We start from the raw sequence: 19,877 nt of genomic DNA on the forward strand, positions 1-19,877 counted from the left end.
AGCCGCCGAACATTACCAATGGGTAAGATCTCACGGTGCCTCGGGTCTCGAGGTGCCTTAAGGCCCCATGTGGGGCGCATGGAGAGGGATGACGATGACGTCAGTTCGCAGGACCGACCGCACCGCTGCGCCACGGATCGGCGTCCTGGTCGTTGCCTACAACGCAGCATCGACGCTGCGCGCGGTCCTCGATCGCATCCCCGACGACTTCCGCGCGCAGATCGAGCACGTTCTCGTGTGTGACGATGCCAGCGAGGACGAGACCTATCAGATCGGGCTCGAGTACCAGTCCGGTACGACCCTCCCCCTCACAGTGGTGAAGCACGTCGAGAACCTGGGCTACGGCGGCAACCAGAAGTTCGGCTACCGCTGGGCCATGGACCAGGGTCTGGACATCGTGGTCATGCTGCACGGCGACGGGCAGTACGCGCCCGAGATCATGGACCGCATCGTCGAGCCGCTCGTCAACGGCGAGGCCGACGTGGTGATGGGCTCCCGCATGATGGAACGAGGCTCCGCGCGCAAGGGCGGCATGCCCCTCTACAAGTACGTGGGCAACCGCGTCCTCACGGGCTTCCAGAACGCGATGACTGGCGCCTCCCTCACGGAGTGGCACAGCGGGTACCGCGCCTACAGCACCGACGCACTCCGCGACGTGCCCTTCGCCGACTACTCCAACGATTTCGACTTCGACACAGAGATCATCCTTGGGATGCTGGGGGCCCAGAAGCGCATCGTCGAGGTGCCGATCCCCACGTACTACGGCGACGAGATCTGCTACGTCAACGGGATGTCCTACGCGCGCGATGTGACGATGGACGTCCTGCGCCACCGTGCACACCGCATGGGTTTCGGCGGGGGAAGCGCCGGCGGGATCGACACCCAGGCCTACGAGATCAAGCACAGCCCGCACTCGTCCCACGGGCAGCTGCTGAACTGGCTGACGGCCATGCCGTCCGCCAAGGTGCTCGACGTCGGCTGCTCGGATGCCCACTTTGCGGGGCTTGTTCGCGCCATGGGCCACCACGTCGTCGGAGTCGATCTCGTCAAGCACGACGGAGTGGGTGAGCGGCTTGACGGTTTCGTCGAGGCTGACCTCAATCAGGGCCTTCCTCGGGAGGCGGGATCGGACTATGACGCCATCGTTGCCGGTGATGTGCTCGAGCACGTCATCGATCCGGACGCCCTGATGGCCGACATGGTCTCGCGACTTGCCGATGGCGGCAGCATTCTGGTCAGCGTGCCCAACTTCGGGCACTGGTACCCGCGCATCCGCGCCGCCTCTGGCACCTTCGACTACGACCAGCGAGGCCCACTGGACCGAGGTCACGTCCGCTTCTTCACCCGGCGCAGCTTCGAGCGGCTCATCGATCAGGCCGGTCTCCGAATCGTCGAGCGGCGCACCGTCGGCTCACCCTTGGACGTCCTCGAGCGGGGTGGCAGCACCGCCGTCGGGAAGGCCGCCCGATACGCTTCCGCTGTCGACCGTGCTGCCGTGAAGGTGCGCCCGACGCTGTTCGGTTATCAGTTCCTCTACAAGTTGGAACGCGTTTGAGTTCTGTCGCCCAGCCGCGCACCCCTGCTGCACCCACCGCCCTCGGACTTCTCCTCGGTGGCGTTCCGTTCTTCCTGATTCTCCTGAACTTCCGCCTCGACCCACTGCGAACGGCTGTGGCGAAGCGATTCGCCTCGAACTTCTTCGATCTTCAGGCAACTGCCTTCCTCGATGGACGCCTCGACGTTCCCAACGGGGCACTGGGCATTGAAGGCTTCGAAATCGGCGGGAAGACCTATATGTACTTCCCACCGTTCCCCGCCCTCCTGCGTGTGCCGGTGCAGATGCTCACGCACGAACTCGACGGCCGACTCACTCTCCTGTCCATGGCACTGGCCTGGGCCGTTCTCGCGATCACCGCGACTCGGCTCGTCTGGCTCGTTCGCGAATGCCTTCGCCCCAGGACGCCGTTGAGCGGGACGGACAAGGCCCTGGGCGCCATCTTGCTGGCCGCCATCACGGGCGGCACGGTCCTCACCTTCGACGCGGCGCTGCCCTGGGTGTACCACGAGGTCTACATGTGGGCCACGGCTCTCGCGGTCGGGTCCGCGTACTGGTTGCTTCGCGTGGCCCTCGAACCGACGCGCGACTCCGTTGCCTGGCTCGGCGGATTCGTCCTTGCGACGGCCCTGACCAGAACGCCGGGAGGAATCGCCCTGAGCGCAGCAACCATGGGCCTTGGCGGATGGCTCCTGTGGCGGCGGCGCTCCGACTTCCAGGACCGTCGCCGGATCATCCCCTGGGCCGTGCTCGGCGCGGGCCTCGGCCCGGCTGTGGCCTCGGTGACCTACAACTGGATCAAGTTCGGCCACCCCTATCTCTTCCCGCTTGAGTCCCAGGTCTGGACCAAGGTGAACGCGCACCGCCGCGAGGCCCTCGAGATCAACGGCGGCACCATCACGGGGCCTCAGTTCCTCGAAACCACGCTGGTCAACTACCTCCGGCCCGACGGCATCCGGTTCGTCGACTATTTCCCGTGGATCACTCTTCCGTCGGAACCCGCGAAGTCCTACGGCGGCGCGTTCCTCGATCAGACCTACCGAACCGGAAGCATCACGGCATTCATGCCACTGCTGTGCCTCTTGTGCCTGGCCGCCGTTCCTCTTTTGCTTCAGCGCAAGGCACCCGCGGCGGTCGTGGCCCTGCGGTGGCCGGCCGTGGGTACAGCCGTCATTGGCGGCGCCGTCCTGGAGTACGGCTACCTGGCCCACCGCTACACGAGCGACTTCGTCCCCGGCCTCGTCGTCGTCGGAACGATCGGGGCGTGGTACTTGGCGCCCGGCATCGACGCACTTCCCGGGATCGCACGCCGAGCCATGGTGGGGATGATGTCGGTTCTCTGCGCCTTCAGCATCGCCGCGCAGATGGCGACGGCCTCACTGATTGCGGCGCACACCCATCGCGGCGACGACCTCACCCGCTACTTGTCCCTCCAGGAACAACTGAGCGGCGGACCCAATTCGGCGGTCTCGAAGCTGGTGACGCATACCAAGTTCCTTCCCGTCGATGGCATGACCGACGGACTCCACGTCGTCGGTGACTGTGCAGCCCTCTACGTGAACACCGGCGACCAGTACGAGCCGTGGAACGTCGTCGAACAGCGCGACATGATCGTGACCGTCACGCCGACCTTCGTGCGCTACCGCGCCGGCAAGTTGCCGCTCTTCAACCAACTGGGCATCGAGGACCGGACAGTGTCCCTGGAGTTCGCCAGCTCAGTTCCGCAAGCCCGATTGGTGATCGAGGATCAGGACGGGAACTTCTACTCGCCATGGTTCCCCGTGGAGCGTGGTCGCCCGATCAAGGTGACCGCTCATGGGCTGCCCGATCGATTCGAGACCCGGATCAGCGTCGATGGCAGTTCGGACTACGACCTGTACCTGCCGACGACTGAGTGGAACAAGGACTGGTACAACGAACTCACCGAGCTGACCTTCATCGCCAACCGCGATCCGGGCACCGCCGACCACGCGCGGGTCTCCAATCAGTGGGGACCGCTGCCACCGTTGTGCGAGCGTCTGACCAGTCAGTCAGCCCTCGGCCGATGACGACCACCATGCCGCCCACCGACCAAGAGCAGGCACCTCCAGCACGTGCCCGGGCGACGTCGTTGAAGGCCGGGGCCGTGGCCGTCGGAACGCTCCTGGCCAATGTCTTTGCCTACGGTCTGTTTCTCATCCTCAACCGCCAGCTCGGACCGGACGACCTGGGCGCCGTGGCGTCGCTCCTCAATCTCGTCATCATCGCTGGCGTGGCGGCACTCTCCACCCAACTCGTCAGCGCGTGGCGCGTGGCCCATCGCCGTCCGGATGCGCATGCGAGTGCGCTGCGGACGGGCGCGATCGTGGGGCTCATCGTCACCCTGACGGTCACTGCGGTCTCCCCCGTGCTCGTCCGCGCCCTTCACCTCGACAGTTACCTCCCCGTCCTCGTCGTGGCTGCCGCCATGTTCCCCACCTGCCTCACGGCCGGAGTGCAGGGCAGTCTTCAGGGGTCGGAGCGTTTCGTCGCCCTCGGCTCCCTGTACGCGATCGTCTCTATCGCCCGGACCGGTGGTGGCATCGCAGCCGGATGGGCGGGCTGGGGCGTCTCCGGAGTCATGGCCCTCACCTCACTCGCGGCCTGGCTGACGGCGCTGGGCGCACTGTTGTTCGTCCGGCGAGACGTGGCCCGCGCCCTCAGCGCGGACGTCCCCACGCAGGTCCGCCGGGTCCTCGCAGGCATGGCGGGCACCTCCGCCCTTCTTGTGGCCTCGACCATCGATACCCCCGTCGCGCGTCACGTTCTCTCAGGAGCCGATTCCGGCGCGTATGCCGTCCTCAGCCTTTTCGCGAAGGCCGCGTTCTGGGGGCCGGCCTTCCTGGCGACCGTGCTCTTCCCGCACATGTCCCGTGCGAAGGGGACGCGACCCCTCTTCGTGGCACTCGGCGGCACCGCCGCCATCGTTGCCGTGGGCGTCGCGTTCTCGGCCCTCCTCCAGAGTCCACTGATCCGCATCGTCGGCGGGACGGCATACACGCATCTCGGCACGCTGGTGCCGGTCTTCACCGCTCTCGGTGGGGCGTGGGCCCTGGCCCAGGTGCTCGTCTTCTGGGGTGCCGCGCGAGGACGTCACGTCGTCGGTTATCTCGTCTGGGCCGCCGTCGGTGTGGCCACGCTCGCGGTCGTCCTCTGGCGCCACGGCTCCGTCGCAGAGGTCGCGACGACGTTCCTCGCCGCGTCCCTCGTCGTCGCCGTGGTCGGCCTCGCGGTCAGTGTGCCGCGTCGTGCCAGGAACGCCCCAGACCCACGCTGACGTCGAGCGGGACGTCCATCTCGACGGCCCGACCCATCTCGGCACGAACGAGCGCCTCGACGTCGTCCCGCTCGCCCGGTGCCACCTCGAGCACGAGTTCGTCGTGGACCTGGAGCAGCATCCGCGACTTCGCCCCGGACTCGCGGAGGGCACCGTCGACGCCCTTCATGGCGAGCTTGATGATGTCGGCAGCGGACCCCTGGATCGGTGCGTTGAGCGCCATCCGCTCGGCACCCTCGCGTCGCTGCCGGTTGTCGGAGGTCAGGTCGGGCAGGTAGCGGCGCCGACCCAGCATCGTCGCGGTGTAACCCGTCGCGCGCGCCTCGGCCACGACCTCGTGGAGGTAGTCGCGCACCCCGCCGAACCGTGCAAAGTACTCGTCCATGAGCCCCTGCGCCTCGCCGGTGGAGATCGACAGCTGCTTGGACAGGCCGAATGCCGACAGCCCGTAGGCCAGGCCGTAGCTCATCGCCTTGACCTTGCTCCGCATCTCGGCGGTGACGTCCTCCGGCTCGACCGAGAACACCCGCGCGCCCACGAAACGGTGCAGGTCCTCCCCCGTCCGGAACGCCTCGATGAGACCTTCGTCGCCGGACAGGTGAGCCATGATCCGCATCTCGATCTGGCTGTAGTCCGCCGACATGAGCGATTCGTAGCCGTCTCCCACAACGAACACATCGCGGATGCGTCGCCCCTCCTCGGTGCGAATCGGCACGTTCTGGAGATTCGGATCCGTCGACGAGAGGCGCCCCGTCGCGGCGATCGTCTGGATGTAGGTCGTGTGGATCCGCTGGTCCTCGGCGACCGACTTGATGAGCCCCTCGACCGTGACTCGGAGTCGGGTCGCGTCCCGGTGCCGGAGCAGCGCCTCGAGGAACGGGTGCTCGGTCTTGGCGTAGAGGTCGGTCAGCGCGTCCGCGTCGGTCGTGTAGCCGGTCTTGGTGCGGCGCGTCTTGGGCAACCCGAGCGTCTCGAAGAGCACCGTCTGCAGCTGCTTGGGCGACCCGAGGTTGATCGTGTCGCCACCGATCGCGTCGTAGGCATCCTGCTGGGCCTCACGCACCTTGGCGTCGAAGTCGGCCGCCAGAGAACTCAGCGCATCGGTGTCCACGGCGATGCCGGTCCGCTCCATCGAGCCGAGGATGTCGACGAGAGGCAGCTCGATGTCACGCAGCAGCTCGGCGCCGCCCGTCGCGTCGAGCTGCTCACCGAGCGGGCCGGCGAGGTCAAGCACTGCACGGGCGCGCACCATGGCGTCCTGACCGACCACCTCGTCATCGGTCCCGAAGTCGAGAACGCCCTGCCCACCCGCGTGCTCCTCGGCCTTGAGCTCACGCCCGAGGTGGCGCACGACGAGGTCGGCGAGGTCGAAGCTGCGCTGATCCGGCTTGACGAGATAGGCCGCGAGGGCGGTGTCCATCGTCACTCCACGCAACGGCATACCCCGCGCTTCGAGGGCGTGCATCGGTCCCTTCGCGTCGTGCAGCACCTTGGGCCGATCCGGGTCGGCGAGCCATCCCGCGAGCGCCTGTTCGCCGGGCTCGTCAAGGTCCACGACATCGATGTATGCCGCGTGGTCGCCGGCCGTGGCCAGCGCCAACGCCGTGACGTCACCGGTCCCGCGACCCCACGCGCCCACGACGTGGACTCCGGTCGGCTCGGTCGTCGCGTGCTCGTCGAGCCAGGCCCGGACCTCGCCCGACGTGAGGACCTCGGCGTCGAGGTCGAAGCCGCCCTCGGCCTCGTCGGGTGCGGCGTCGAAGGTCTCGAAGAGACGATCGCGCAGCACGCGGAACTCGAGACCGTCGAAGACCTTGTGGACCTCCTCGCGGTCCCACGTCGCCCGCTCGAGGTCGGCGATCGTCACGGGGAGCGAGAGGTCGCGCACGAGTTGATTCAGCCGGCGGTTGCGCAGCACTCCATTGAGGTGCTCCCGCAGGGACTCCCCCGCCTTGCCCTTGATCTCGTCGGCGTGGGCGACGACGCCCTGAAGGTCGCCGTAGAGACCGAGCCACTTGGCAGCCGTCTTGGGACCGACACCGGGCACACCCGGAAGATTGTCACTCGTCTCGCCGACGAGTGCTGCGAGGTCGCTGTAGCGCTCGGGGGGCACGAGGTACTTCTCCTCGACCGCCTGGGGGTCCATCCGCCACACGTCGGAGACGCCACGAACGGGATAGATCAACGACACCTTGTCGGTGACGAGTTGGAACGCGTCCCGATCCCCCGTGCAGATGACGACCTCCATGCCCTCGGCCTCGGCCATGGTCGTGAGCGTCGCGATGACGTCGTCGGCCTCGAAACCGTCGAGCTGGACGTGCTTGATGCGGAGCGCGTCGAGCACCTCCCTCACGAGCGCCACCTGCCCCTGGAACTCACTCGGGGTGGAGGAACGAGTCGCCTTGTATTCGGCGTACTCCTCCGAGCGGAAGGTCTGTCGGGAGACGTCGAAGGCCACGGCGACGTGCGTCGGGTTCTCGTCACGCAGGACGTTGATGAGCATCGAGGTGAAGCCGTAGACCCCGTTGGTGTGCTGTCCCGTGCTCGTCGAGAAGTTCTCGACCGGCAACGCGAAGAACGCGCGGTAGGCAAGGGAATGACCGTCGAGGAGAAGGAGGCGACTCACACATGGCAGCCTATGGCCAGCCCCCGACAAGACAGAAGGCGACCACCGATGAGCCAGTCCCCGATCGACCCCACCACCGACCTGCTGCCGATGGTCAAGCAGTTGAACGAGCTCAACCCGAACTCACTCCTGCACCGCATGCACATCGAGGTGACCGAGGCGACCCGTGACCGCATCGTCGCGACGATGCCGGTCGAGGGCAACACCCAGCCCTACGGCCTGCTCCACGGCGGCGCATCGGTCGTGCTCGCGGAGACGCTGGGGTCCATCGGAGCGGCCATCCACGCCGGTCCCGACCGCATCGTCGTCGGCACCGACATCAACGCGACCCACCACCGCGCCGCCAGGTCGGGACTCGTCACCGGCGTGGCCACCCCGATCTCGACCGGCAACACCCTCAGCGCGTGGGAGATCGTCGTCAGCGCCGAGGACGGCAAGCGGGTGTGCACCTCACGCATCACCTGCCTCGTGCGCGAGGCGCCTCCCGGCAGCTGAACCGTCGGGCGGTGCCAAGTGCCGACCCGATGGGTCAGGTGACGGGTCGTGTCAGCTTGCGCGCGTCCCGATCGACCGCAGCGACCGACGTCGACGGATGAGTTGGTCGACCGCCGTGTTGATCGCGCTGCCCTGAGGCGCGAGCCGACGACGCAGCTGGGTGGTGCTGACGACGCGTCGCACCACCACGGACGAGAATCCGAGCCGCGCGAAGAAGCGGTGGGCCTCGCGACTCTGCGTCGGGACGTTGCTCACGATGACGTCCGAGCCCGAACGTTCGGCGTGGCCGACCACGGCACACAACAGCGACCGTGCGACACCATGCCGGCGTGCGGTCGGGTCGACATAGAGCTGCTCGACCGCCACCTCGGGTTCGGGGTTGAGACCGAACGGATTCTCCGAGGTCAGGACGTAGCCGACCGGCCGTCCGTCGATCCGCGCGAGGTGCGCGTTGACGTCGGCGCGCTGGATCGCGGACTCGAAACGACCGTCGTTCGCGAATCGAGTTGCGACCTCGAGGGGTACGCCCGCATCAACCTTGGCTGCAACCCAGAGTCCGACCAGGTCCCCGAGATCCTCCTTGGGTACCGCAGACACCTCGACCATGTTGCGTGCCAAAGCAACTCCTCGACCTCACAGCCCCCTGCTCGGTTGACGTACCGACCTTACGGGTCCGCGGACGGTCTCGGTGGACAATCGCAAAGGTCGTTTTGCAAGCCGCCGTAGAGTCGCCGTCGTGGATGCCTCGTTCCCCGGTCTCGGCACCGTCATCAACGTCGCGACGGTCACCGTCGGAGCCCTCCTGGGAATGGCGGTCGGGCACCGCTTCCCCGACCGGACCCGGTCGGTCGTCACCGATTGCCTCGGACTGACGACACTGCTCATGGCCGGACTTTCCGCAGTGAGCGTGACGGACCGAGCGCTCTCCGACGCGACCGGAGACGGCGCTCCGGTCCTCATCGTCCTCGGGTCCCTGCTCATCGGCTCCATCGCCGGATCTCTGCTGCGGATCGGCGACCGGCTCGAGTCCCTCGCCGGCACGATCGAGGCCTGGTTCTCGCGCCGCTCCCCCGCTCTGGCCGACTCCGACGACAGCGACGCCCCCGTGGTCGACGGGGCGCCGCGCGGCACGACCGCGCGCGAGAAGTTCATCGAGGGGTGGCTCGGCGCCTCGTTGCTCTTCTGCGTCGGGCCGTTGACGATCCTCGGATCGCTCTCCGACGGCCTCGGCCGCGGCATCGACCAACTCCTGCTCAAGTCGGTGCTCGATGGCTTCGCCGCTCTCGCCTTCGCGTCGACGTTCGGCGTCGGGGTCCTGCTCTCCGCGGCGTCCGTCGCGGTGGTCCAGGGCACCCTCACCGTGGTGGGCGTGCTGCTCGGTTCGATCCTCCCCGAGCCCCACATCCTCGCCCTCACCGCCACCGGTGGTCTCATGCTCGCAGGCATCGGCCTCCGGCTCCTCCGGATCAAGGATGTGCCGGTCGCCGACATGCTGCCGGCCCTGCTCGTGGCACCGCTGCTCACGCAGCTCGTGATCGCTCTCAGGTGAGGGCCACGAAGGTGAACCGATCCGGTATGCCGGCCGACCGGCATACCCCACGCCTGACTCTTTATCGGGTCACCCGATAAAGGGTCGCTCCGCCGCAGTTCGCACCTCGGGCCGAGCGGACGTTTGTCGGGTCACCCGACAAAGGGCAGCGCGGGTCAGGCCTTTTCCATGCCCGCGACGACCGCGTCGGCAACTTCCTTCATGCCCATGCGGCGATCCATCGCCGTCTTCTGGATCCAGCGGAAGGCCTCGGACTCGGTGATCTTCAGCTTGGTCATGAGCACGCCCTTGGCGCGATCGACGGCCTTGCGCGTCTCGAGGCGCTCACCCAGGTCCGCGACCTCGGCCTCGAGGGTCTTGAGCTCGCCCCACCGGGACAGCGCGATGTTGATGGCCGGCACGACGTCGGTCGCCGTGAACGGCTTGACGATGTAGGCCATGACACCGGCGTCGCGGGCCCGCTCGACGAGCTCCGTCTGGCTGAACGCCGTGAGCATGACGACGGGGCAGATCCGCTCCTTGCCGATCTGCTCGGCCGCGGAGATCCCGTCGAGGACCGGCATCTTGACGTCCATGATGACGAGGTCGGGTCGCAACGCGGTCGCCATCTCGATCGCCTGCTCGCCGTTGCTGGCCTGCCCGACGACGTCGTAGCCGGCCTCGCCCAGCATCTCGGCCAGGTCGAGGCGGATGATCGCCTCGTCCTCGGCCACGAGGATCCGCTTCGCGGTGGTAGGAGTCGCGTCAGACCCGGACGGCTCGGGATTCGTGGTGCTCACGAGCCCAGCCTAGGCGACGTCGCCGCGTGGGCGCGCACGACTGGCGGTGAGTGCCGAGGGCGGGACTTGAACCCGCACGCCCTTGCGGGCAAAGCATTTTGAGTGCTCCGTGTCTGCCATTCCACCACCCCGGCGGGTGTGCGGCGCCAAGTCTAACGGCGACCTCGGTGTGGTCCGGTCACACCCGCCCGCTGCGGTCAGGTGGTGGTCTCGCCGGCGACGTCGCTGTATGCCGGTGCCACCCTGTTCTTCGCGTCACCGATGCGGTGGACCCGGAGCGCGTTGGTCGAGCCAGGGATGCCGGGCGGGGAACCCGCGACGATGACGACGAGGTCACCCTCCTCCGCCTTGCCGCAGGCCAGCAACTCCTCGTCGACCTGGAGCGCGAACTGGTCGGTGTGCCGGGCCGGCGCGGTGATGAACGTTTCGACACCCCAGGTCAGCGCAAGCTGGGAGCGGGTCCACTGGTGCGGCGTGAAGGCCAGCATCGGGATGCGGGGACGCACTCGGGCCAACCGTCGGGACGAGTCGCCGCTGACGGTGAACGTGATGAGGTACTTGCAGCCGATGAGGTTGCCGATCTCAGCCGCGGCGGCAGTGACCGCACCACCCTTGGTGCGCGGCTTGGTGTCGAGAGGCCGGATCCGCCCGAGGCCGTGTTCCTCCGTGTTCTCGATGATCCGGGCCATGGTGCTCACGGCCTCGATGGGGTGCGCACCCACACTCGTCTCGCCCGAGAGCATGAGAGCGTCGGCACCGTCGAGCACGGCGTTGGCCGCGTCCGAGGCCTCGGCGCGCGTGGGGCGACTGTTGGTGATCATCGACTCGAGCACCTGGGTCGCCACGATGACCGGCTTCGCGTTGCGGCGACCGAGCTCACAGGCCCGCTTCTGCACGAGTGGCACCGTCTCGAGCGGCATCTCGACGCCCAGGTCACCGCGGGCGACCATGAGCCCGTCGAAGACCCGGACGATCTCGTCGAGGTTGTCGACGGCCTGGGGCTTCTCGATCTTGGCGATGACGGGGACCCGGATGCCCTTCTCGTCCATGATCCGGTGCACCGGCTCGATGTCGGCAGCGCTGCGGACGAACGAGAGCGCGATCATGTCGACCCGGGTGTCGAGGGCCCAACGCAGGTCCTCCTCGTCCTTCTCGGACAGCGCCGGAACGCTCATCGCTGCCCCGGGGACGTTGATGCCCTTGTTGTTGCTCAGGACTCCACCCTCGACGACCTCGCAGACGATGTCCGTCCCATCGGAGGAGACGACCGTCAGATTGAGCTTCCCGTCATCAATGAGGATGGTGTCGCCCGCGGACACATCGCCGGGCAGGCCCGCATAAGTGGTGCCGACCTCGTCGATGGTCCCTTCGACCTCACGGTTGGTGATGGTGAACCTCGCGCCGGGCTCGAGCATGACGGACCCGTCCTTGAACCGCCCGGTGCGGATCTTGGGGCCCTGGAGGTCGGCGAGGATGCCCACCGCGTGACCGAGCTCATCGCTGGCGCGACGCACGTCCATATAGACCTTGGCGTGGTCGGCGAGGTCGCCGTGGGAGAGGTTGAACCGGGCCACGTCCATCCCCGAGCGGACGAGCTCGCGGAGTTGCTCGGGGCTGGACGTGGCAGGTCCCAGGGTGCAAACGATCTTGGCGCGGCGCATGCGCTCAGCCTAGTGGCGAAAGCGTTTGCACCGTGACGCGGCTCACACCGTGAGAGGACGGTCCGTGGGGTTGACGGGACGGGGCAGTCGAGACGGCTTGCCGGACAGCCAGGCATCGACGTGGTGGGCCGCCGCGCGGCCCTCGGCGATGGCCCAGACGATGAGCGACTGGCCGCGGCCAGCGTCGCCCGCGACGAAGACACCGGGCACCGACGACATGTAGTCCGCACCGCGACGCACGTTGGAGCGCTCGTCGAGTTCGACGCCGAGCTGGGCCACGAGGGTCTCGGTCTGCGGGCCGAGGAAGCCCATGGCGAGCAGCACGAGCTGAGCCGGAATGATCCGCTCGGACCCCTCGACCGACTCGAAGCCGGACTCGGCGCGACGCACCTCGTGCACACGCAGCCCAGTGACCTGACCGTCCTCGTCGGTGACGACCTCCTGGGTGCTCATGGCATAGAGGCGGTCACCACCCTCCTCGTGGGCCGAGGCGACACGGAAGAGCATGGGGTAGGTCGGCCACGGCTGCCCCGGGGCCCGGTCCTCGCCCGGCTGGGGCATGATCTCGAGGCTGGTGACGGAACGCGCACCCTGGCGGTGCGAGGTGCCGATGCAGTCCGCACCGGTGTCACCGCCACCGATGACGATGACGTCCTTGCCCTCGGCGGTGACCTGACCGTCCACGGTCTCGCCCAGAGCGACCCGGTTGGCGGGCGGCAGGAAGTCCATGGCCTGCAAGACACCCTTGGCGCCGGCGCGGCCCGACACATCGAGGTCACGCGGGACCGTCGCACCCATCGCGATGACGACGGCGTCGTAGCGGGCACGCAACTGCTCCCACGTCACGTCGGCGCCGACGTCGACCGAGCTGCGGAAGCGCGTGCCCTCCGCCTGCATCTGCTGGAGACGGCGGTCGAGGACCGACTTCTCCATCTTGAACTCGGGGATGCCATAACGGAGCAGGCCACCGGGACGGTCGGCCCGCTCGTAGACGGCGACCGTGTGACCAGCCCGGGTCAGCTGTTGCGCCGCGGCGAGACCGGCCGGGCCGGAGCCGACGACGGCCACGGTCTTGCCGGAGAGCCGCTCCGGCGGACGCGGTGCCACTCCCCCGTCAGCGAACGCCTTCTCGATCGTCGTGACCTCGACCTGCTTGATCGTCACAGCCGGCTGGTTGATGCCCAGCACGCACGCGGTCTCACAGGGGGCCGGACAGAGACGACCGGTGAACTCCGGGAAGTTGTTCGTGGCGTGGAGCCGCTCGATCGCGTCGCGCCAGTCACCCTTCCAGGCGAGGTCGTTCCACTCGGGGATGAGGTTCCCGAGGGGACACCCGCTGTGGCAGAAGGGGATGCCGCAATCCATGCAGCGCCCTGCCTGCCGCTGGAGCTGGCCGAGCTCCTGCTCCTCGTAGACCTCACGCCAGTCCTTGATCCGGACGGGAACGGGTCGACGAGCCGGCAGTTCACGCTCGCGGGTCCTGAGAAAGCCTTGCGGGTCAGCCACGGGAAGCCTCCATGATTCGGTCCCAGACCTCGGTGCCCTCGAGGTCGAGGCCCTCGGCCTCGGCTGCGGAGCGCACGTCCAGGACTCGCTGGTAGTCGCGGGGAAGGACGAGGGAGAAGCGCGTCTGCGCCGAGTCCCAGTCCTCGAGAAGGTGGGCAGCGACGGTCGAGCCCGTGGTGTCGCGGTGGCGCTCGAGGAGGTCCCTGACCACCTCGACATCGCTGCCGCGCAGCCCGGAGACATCGACGAGTTCGCCGTTGACGCGGGAGGCGTCGAGGTCAAGCACGTAGGCCACGCCTCCGGACATGCCGGCCGCCACGTTGCGCCCGGTCGACCCGAGGATGAGGACCGTGCCGCCCGTCATGTACTCGAGGCCGTGGTCACCCACCCCCTCGACGACTGCGGTGGCACCCGAGTTGCGGACGCAGAAGCGCTCGCCGACCCGTCCGCGCAGGAAGATCTCGCCGGAGGTGGCGCCGTAGCCGATGACGTTGCCGGCGATGACGTTGTCCTCGGCGGTGAGCGGCGCGCTGGGGTCCGGTGCCACGACGATCCGGCCTCCGGAGAGACCCTTGCCGACGTAGTCGTTGGCGTCACCGACCAGGCGCAGGGTCACGCCCTTGGGGACGAACGCGCCGAAGCTCTGACCGGCAGAGCCCCGCAGGGTGAGGTCGATGGTGCCGTCCGGAAGTCCGTTCGAGTGCGCTCGAGTGACCTCGTGGCCCAGCATCGTTCCCACGGTCCGGTTGACGTTGCGGACCGAGAACTCTCCGGTCACGGCGTGGCCGTTGTCGATGGCGTCCCGCGCCACCGCGATGAGCTCGTGGTCGAGCGCCTTCTCGAGGCCGTGGTCCTGTCCCACCGTGTGCCGGATACCCGAGCCGTCCGGACTCTCGACCTCGGCAAGGATCGGTGCGAGGTCAAGTCCGGAGGCCTTCCAGTGAGCCACGGCCTTGCTCGTGTCGAGAGCGCCGATCTGGCCGATCGCCTCCTCGATGTTGCGGAATCCGAGGGAGGCGAGGTGCTCGCGCACCTCCTCGGCGATGTACTCGAAGAACGTCTCGACGAACTCGGGCTTGCCGGAGAAGCGCGCACGGAGCTCGGGGTTCTGCGTCGCGATGCCGACGGGGCAGGTGTCGAGGTGACAGACGCGCATGAGGATGCAGCCACTGACGACGAGAGGTGCCGTGGCGAAGCCGAACTCCTCGGCACCGAGGAGTGCCGCAATGACGACGTCGCGTCCGGTCTTGATCTGGCCGTCGACCTGGACGACGATCCGGTCCCGCAGCCCGTTGAGCACCAACGTCTGCTGGGTCTCGGCAAGACCGAGCTCCCAGGGACCGCCCGCGTGCTTGAGCGACGTGAGCGGTGAGGCTCCCGTGCCACCGTCGTGGCCGGAGATGAGCACGACGTCGGCGTGCGCCTTGGACACACCCGCTGCAACCGTCCCAACGCCGACCTCGGACACGAGCTTGACGTGGATCCGGGCCTGCGGGTTGGCGTTCTTGAGGTCGTGGATCAGCTGGGCGAGATCCTCGATGGAGTAGATGTCGTGGTGCGGCGGCGGACTGATGAGACCGACGCCGGGCGTGCTGTGTCGGGTGCGCGCCACCCAGGGATAGACCTTGGGCCCGGGCAGCTGACCACCCTCACCGGGCTTGGCGCCCTGGGCCATCTTGATCTGGATGTCGTCGGCGTTGGTCAGGTAGACGGACGTGACACCGAAGCGACCCGACGCAACCTGCTTGATGGCGGAGCGGCGCTCGGGGTCGAGCAGTCGTTCGAGGTCCTCGCCGCCCTCACCGGTGTTGGACCGACCGCCCAGCCGGTTCATCGCGATGGCGAGGGTCTCGTGCGCCTCCTTGCTCACCGAGCCATAGCTCATGGCTCCGGTGTTGAAGCGCTTGACGATCTCGCTGACGGGCTCGACCTCGTCGATGGAGATCGGCTCCCGGGCCGCCCGACCGCCGAGCTCGAAAAGACCACGCAGCGTCATGAGGCGCTCCGCCTGGTTGTCGATGCGCTCGGTGTACTGCTTGAAGATGTCGTATCGACGCTCACGCGTCGCGTGCTGGAGGCGGAACACGGTGTCGGGGTCGAACAGGTGCGGCTCGCCCTCGCGACGCCACTGGTACTCGCCGCCGACCCGGAGCTTGCGGTGCGACAGGATGACACCGTCGGTCGGGTAGGCCGAGTCGTGCCGCGCCGCCGTCTCCTGGGCAATGACGTCGAGGCCGATGCCACCGAGCTGGGACACCGTGCCCGTGAAGTACTCGTCGACGAGCTCCTGGGAGAGGCCGAGTGCCTCGAAGACCTGGGCGCCACGGTAGGACGCCACGGTCGAGATGCCCATCTTGGACATGACCTTGAGGATGCCCTTGCCCAGAGCCTTGATGAGGTTCTTGACGGCCTGCTCCGCCGTGACATCCGTGATGGCGCCGGTGCGGACCATGTCCTCGACGGTCTCCATGGCGAGGTAGGGGTTGATGGCCGCCGCGCCGAAGCCCACGAGCAGGGCCACGTGGTGCACCTCGCGGACGTCGCCCGCCTCGACGAGCAGACCCACGGTGTTGCGGGTCTTCTCGCGGATGAGGTGGTGGTGCACGGCGGAGGTGAGGAGCAGCGACGGGATCGGCGCGTGGTCGCGGTCGGAGTCGCGGTCGGAGAGCACGACGAACCGGGCACCCCCGGCGATGGCCTCGCTCACCTCGGCGCAGATCTCGGCGAGACGGCTCCGCAGCGCGGACTCTCCCTCGTCGACGAGGTAGGTGCCGCGGACGACGTGGGTCGCATAGCCCGGGAGGTCACCGTCGGCGTTGATGTGGACGATCTTGGCCAGCTCGTCGTTGTCGATGACCGGGAAGGGCAGCACGACCTGGCGGGCGTGGACCGGGGTCGCGTCGAGCATGTTGCCCTCGGGACCGATGGTCGTGCCGAGTGAGGTGACGAGCTCCTCGCGAATGGCGTCGAGCGGCGGGTTCGTCACCTGCGCGAAGAGCTGGGTGAAGTAGTCGAAGAGCAGGCGCGGCTTCTCCGACAGCACCGCGACCGGAGTGTCGGTGCCCATCGACCCCAGGGCCTCACCACCGGTGCGGGCCATCGGCGCGAGGATGACCTTGAGCTCTTCCTCGGTGTAGCCGAAGGTCCGCTGACGACGTGCCACCGACGCTGCGGTGTGGATGATGTGCTCGCGCTCGGGCAGCTCCCCGAGGGAGAGCAGGCCCGCGTGCAGCCACTCCTCGTAGGGGTTCTCCGCAGCGAGCTGCGACTTGACCTCCTCGTCGCTGATGATGCGGCCGGCAGCCGTGTCGATGAGAAACATCCGCCCCGGCTGGAGCCGGCCACGCTTGACGACCTTGTCGGTCGGCAGGTCGAGAACTCCGGCCTCGGAGGCGAGCACCACGAGCCCGTCGTCGGTGACCCAGTAGCGGCCCGGGCGCAGTCCGTTGCGGTCGAGCACCGCCCCGATGAGCGTGCCGTCGGTGAAGGCGACGCAGGCCGGGCCGTCCCAGGGTTCCATGAAGGTCGAGTGGAACTCGTAGAAGGCGCGGCGGGCCGGGTCCATCTCGGCGTGGTTCTCCCACGCCTCGGGGATCATCATGAGCACGGCGTGCGGGAGCGACCGACCGCCGAGGTGGATGAGTTCGAGGACCTCGTCGAAGCTCGCCGAGTCGGAGGCATCCGGCGTGCAGATCGGGAAGAGCCGGTCGAGGTCGCCGGGGATGACGTCGGAGACGAGCTGAGCCTCGCGCGCACGCATCCAGTTGCGGTTGCCACGGACCGTGTTGATCTCACCGTTGTGCGCCATGAGGCGGTACGGGTGGGCGAGCGGCCAGCTCGGGAAGGTGTTGGTCGAGAACCGCGAGTGCACCAGGGCCAGCTCGCTGGCGAAGCGCTCGTCGGACAGGTCCGGGAAGAACGGCTCCAACTGACCGGTCGTGAGCATGCCCTTGTAGACGATCGTGCGCGCCGACAGTGACGGGAAGTAGACCTCGGCCTCACGCTCGGCACGCTTGCGCAGGCAGAAGGCGAGACGGTCAAGCTCGATCCCCGAGACCCCAGCACCGGGAGCCGCGACGAAGAGCTGCCGGAAGACCGGCATACAGGCTCGGGCCATCTCGCCCACGAGGTCCGGCGTGACGGGAACGTCGCGCCACGCGAGGACCTCGAGGCCCTCTTCCGCGGCGATCGCTGCGATGCGCTCCTCGGCTGCGGCGCGCTCGGAGTCCTCCTGGGGAAGGTAGGCCATGCCGGCGGCGTACGCGCCGGCCTCGGGGAGCTCGACGTCGAGGACCGCACGGAAGAAGGCGTCCGGCAACTGGGTGAGGATGCCGGCTCCGTCACCGACGAGTGGGTCCGCGCCCGTGGCACCACGGTGGTCGAGGTTGCGCAGGGCCGTCAGCGCGTGCTCGACGATGTCGTGGCCCGCCGTCCCACGCATGGTCGCAACCATGGCGACGCCACAGGCGTCGTGCTCGTGGTCGCGCCGGTAGAGACCGGTGTCGGCCGGATGGGCGGAGAAGCGCGTCAGGGACACGTCGGGTCACCGTCCTCAGGGAGTCGGGGCCGGACACGCGGGAGTGCGTGGATCCGGGCGCGGAAAGGTCAAGGGACGCGGACAGCGGTGGCCACGTTTGCGACGGATGCTATCCCACCGGCGTCTTGCAATGCGAGCGGGTGTATCTCACATCGTGGATGCTTGCGTGGACGCCCCCGGGCCCTCCGGGCCCTCAGTGTTGTCCGGCTCGGAGTCATCGGACTCCCCCGGTGTCGAGCCGTTCGGGTCGCGGCGCCGCCCGGTGTGGACGACGATCGCCACACCGAGAAGGAAGACGAGGATGCTCGTCCACACGTTGAGGCGCTGCCCGAGGATGAGTTCGGCCTCGTCGGTGCGCATCTTCTCGATGATGATCCGCCCGATCGGATAGCCGGCGACGTAGAGCCCGAACAGCTGACCGCGCCGCAGCGACCAGCGCCGCTCGATGAGCAGCAGCACGACGGCGAGCAGCAGGACGAAGAGCGATTCGTAGAGGAACGTCGGGTGGTAGACGCCCTGCACGATGGCGTCGCCGTTCGCGTCGGTGACGGCCCGCCCGGCCGCGGCATCCCACTGGTGGATCTCAAGGCCCCAGGGCAGGTCGGTCGGCCCGCCGTACAACTCGTTGTTGAACCAGTTGCCCCAGCGTCCGATGCCCTGCGCAACGGCGACACCTGGCGCGGCGGCGTCCGCGAAGTCGAGAAATCTCACACCGACCCGGCGGCATCCGAACCAGGCTCCGAGCGCCCCCAGCGCGATGGCGCCCCAGATGCCGAGCCCGCCCTCCCAGATCTTGAGCGCGTCGAGCGGGTTGCCGTCCTTGCCCCAGTAGGGCTCGGGCGTCGTGATGACGTGATAGATCCGCCCTCCGATGATGCCCGCAACGACGGCGTATGCCGCGACGTCGAGTGCCTGTCCCGGCTCACCTCCGCGGGTGCGGAGTCGGCGATCCGTGATCCAGACGGCGACGACGATGCCGAGGAGGATGCAGAGCGCGTAGCCCCGAACCGGCAACGGCCCCAGGTGGAGGACGCCGGCCGTCGGGCTGGGAATGGTGACCGGCAACGCCGCCGGCAGGGCGGCCACGAGGCCCGCGGCGCTCACTTCGTCGCCGCCGCAACAGCCTGCACGAGCGCGTCCGGCGTCGAGACCTGCTGGAAGTCGACCTTCTCTCCGCCGAGAAGAACAGTTGGCGTCCCCGTGATGCCGGCCTTGCCCGAGGCATCCTCGGTGGACTCGACGTACTTGGCGTAGGTCCGCTCCTCGACGCACGTCGACCACGTGTCGAGCGCACTTCCAGAGATCCCAGCCTTCTCGGCAAAGCCCTTGGTCTGGGCGTCGGTCCAGCCCTGCCCCTCGGTGGCCGGCTGGTTCGCGAAGACGTCATCGTGGAACGGCTGCCACTTGCCGGCGTCCGCCGCGCACAGGGCCGCGTTCGCCATCGTCAGCGAGTGCGTCGTGCCCATGTTGGCGTCGATGATCGTCTTGAGGTGGTAGACCAGCTTGACCTTGCCCTGCGAGGCGAGGTCGTCGATCGTCGCGCCCATGACCTGCTCGAACTGGGCACACGCCGGGCACTGGAAGTCCTCGTAGACGTCGAGGGTCGGCGCCCCCGCGACGAGGGTGACGTCCTTGTTGGCCACGAAACCCTCACCCATGGCTCCGGCTGCCGCCGGAACCGCCGTGCTCGTCCCGACCCGGGCCTGCTTGTTCTGCTGCGCCACGACGACCGCGCCGACGACCCCGATGATGGCCACGATGAGGACGATCGCACCGACGACGATCTTGTTCGCGCCGCTGCCGGTGTTCTTGCGGGCGGCCTCGATCTTGGCCTGACGGACGGTCTGCGCCGCCGATGCCTTCTTCGCCATGGT

General features: G+C 68.1%; 13 protein-coding genes and 1 tRNA gene. 5 read left to right on the forward strand and 9 right to left on the reverse strand.

The features are described 5' to 3' along the window. The first annotated feature begins 94 nt into the window (after window positions 1-94). From N803_RS05720 to N803_RS05730, 3 genes are read left to right on the forward strand one after another with little or no spacing between them, the layout of a single operon-like run. On the forward strand, window positions 95-1,555 hold the full coding sequence (locus N803_RS05720; protein ID WP_035903415.1) for a bifunctional glycosyltransferase/class I SAM-dependent methyltransferase: 1,461 nt from the start codon (window positions 95-97) through the stop codon (window positions 1,553-1,555). Next, window positions 1,552-3,603 carry a hypothetical protein gene (locus N803_RS05725; RefSeq protein ID WP_035903212.1) on the forward strand — a complete coding sequence of 684 codons (2,052 nt, stop codon included), beginning with the start codon at window positions 1,552-1,554 and terminating at the stop codon, window positions 3,601-3,603. The genes N803_RS05720 and N803_RS05725 overlap by 4 nt, the downstream gene beginning before the upstream one ends. Then, on the forward strand, window positions 3,600-4,850 hold the full coding sequence (locus N803_RS05730; protein ID WP_035903213.1) for an MATE family efflux transporter: 1,251 nt from the start codon (window positions 3,600-3,602) through the stop codon (window positions 4,848-4,850). The genes N803_RS05725 and N803_RS05730 overlap by 4 nt, the downstream gene beginning before the upstream one ends. On the opposite strand, the gene polA is transcribed toward N803_RS05730, so the two are convergent. Beyond that, window positions 4,807-7,476, reverse strand: a complete 2,670-nt coding sequence (gene polA, locus N803_RS05735) for a DNA polymerase I (protein WP_035903214.1) — start codon at window positions 7,474-7,476, stop codon at window positions 4,807-4,809. The genes N803_RS05730 and polA overlap by 44 nt on opposite strands. A 48-nt stretch (window positions 7,477-7,524) precedes the next feature. On the opposite strand from polA, the gene N803_RS05740 reads away from it, so the two are divergent. Beyond that, complete coding sequence (locus N803_RS05740; RefSeq protein ID WP_035903216.1) at window positions 7,525-7,971, forward strand: hotdog fold thioesterase; 447 nt, start codon at window positions 7,525-7,527, stop codon at window positions 7,969-7,971. A 51-nt stretch (window positions 7,972-8,022) separates the two neighbouring features. Here the strand turns inward: N803_RS05740 and N803_RS05745 are convergent, their stop codons facing one another. Next, window positions 8,023-8,589, reverse strand: a complete 567-nt coding sequence (locus N803_RS05745) for a GNAT family N-acetyltransferase (RefSeq protein ID WP_156969667.1) — start codon at window positions 8,587-8,589, stop codon at window positions 8,023-8,025. Between the two features lie 118 nt (window positions 8,590-8,707). Between N803_RS05745 and N803_RS05750 the strand changes: the two genes are divergently transcribed. Beyond that, window positions 8,708-9,520, forward strand: a complete 813-nt coding sequence (locus N803_RS05750; protein WP_035903217.1) for a DUF554 domain-containing protein — start codon at window positions 8,708-8,710, stop codon at window positions 9,518-9,520. 155 nt (window positions 9,521-9,675) lie between these two features. On the opposite strand, the gene N803_RS05755 is transcribed toward N803_RS05750, so the two are convergent. The 7 genes from N803_RS05755 to N803_RS05785 form a co-directional block, all read right to left on the reverse strand. Next, on the reverse strand, window positions 9,676-10,299 hold the full coding sequence (locus N803_RS05755; protein ID WP_035903218.1) for an ANTAR domain-containing response regulator: 624 nt from the start codon (window positions 10,297-10,299) through the stop codon (window positions 9,676-9,678). A gap of 51 nt (window positions 10,300-10,350) precedes the next feature. Further along, a tRNA-Leu gene (locus N803_RS05760) sits at window positions 10,351-10,433 on the reverse strand. Window positions 10,434-10,496: 63 nt separating this feature from the next. Beyond that, window positions 10,497-11,960, reverse strand: coding sequence for a pyruvate kinase (gene pyk / locus N803_RS05765; protein WP_035903220.1), 1,464 nt, complete (start codon window positions 11,958-11,960; stop codon window positions 10,497-10,499). A gap of 42 nt (window positions 11,961-12,002) precedes the next feature. After that, a complete protein-coding gene (locus N803_RS05770) occupies window positions 12,003-13,466 on the reverse strand; it encodes a glutamate synthase subunit beta (protein ID WP_035903221.1) in 1,464 nt (487 codons plus the stop codon). Continuing rightward, on the reverse strand, window positions 13,459-18,003 hold the full coding sequence (gene gltB / locus N803_RS05775; RefSeq protein ID WP_035903222.1) for a glutamate synthase large subunit: 4,545 nt from the start codon (window positions 18,001-18,003) through the stop codon (window positions 13,459-13,461). The genes N803_RS05770 and gltB overlap by 8 nt, the downstream gene beginning before the upstream one ends. Before the next feature lie 147 nt (window positions 18,004-18,150). Further along, complete coding sequence (gene lgt, locus N803_RS05780) at window positions 18,151-19,107, reverse strand: prolipoprotein diacylglyceryl transferase (protein WP_245617028.1); 957 nt, start codon at window positions 19,105-19,107, stop codon at window positions 18,151-18,153. After that, a complete protein-coding gene (locus N803_RS05785; protein ID WP_052111834.1) occupies window positions 19,104-19,874 on the reverse strand; it encodes a DsbA family protein in 771 nt (256 codons plus the stop codon). The genes lgt and N803_RS05785 overlap by 4 nt, the downstream gene beginning before the upstream one ends. Window positions 19,875-19,877 lie beyond the last annotated feature (3 nt).

The sequence above is a fragment of the Knoellia subterranea KCTC 19937 genome, from assembly GCF_000768685.1.
GTDB lineage: Bacteria > Actinomycetota > Actinomycetes > Actinomycetales > Dermatophilaceae > Knoellia > Knoellia subterranea.

Coding starts and splice junctions, on each gene's coding strand:
- N803_RS05720 (WP_035903415.1), top strand. CDS start 95: ATGACGTCAGTTCGCAGGACCGACCGCACCGCTGCGCCACGGATCGGC.
- pyk (WP_035903220.1), bottom strand. CDS start 11,960: ATGCGCCGCGCCAAGATCGTTTGCACCCTGGGACCTGCCACGTCCAGC.
- N803_RS05740 (WP_035903216.1), top strand. CDS start 7,525: ATGAGCCAGTCCCCGATCGACCCCACCACCGACCTGCTGCCGATGGTC.
- N803_RS05730 (WP_035903213.1), top strand. CDS start 3,600: ATGACGACCACCATGCCGCCCACCGACCAAGAGCAGGCACCTCCAGCA.
- N803_RS05785 (WP_052111834.1), bottom strand. CDS start 19,874: ATGGCGAAGAAGGCATCGGCGGCGCAGACCGTCCGTCAGGCCAAGATC.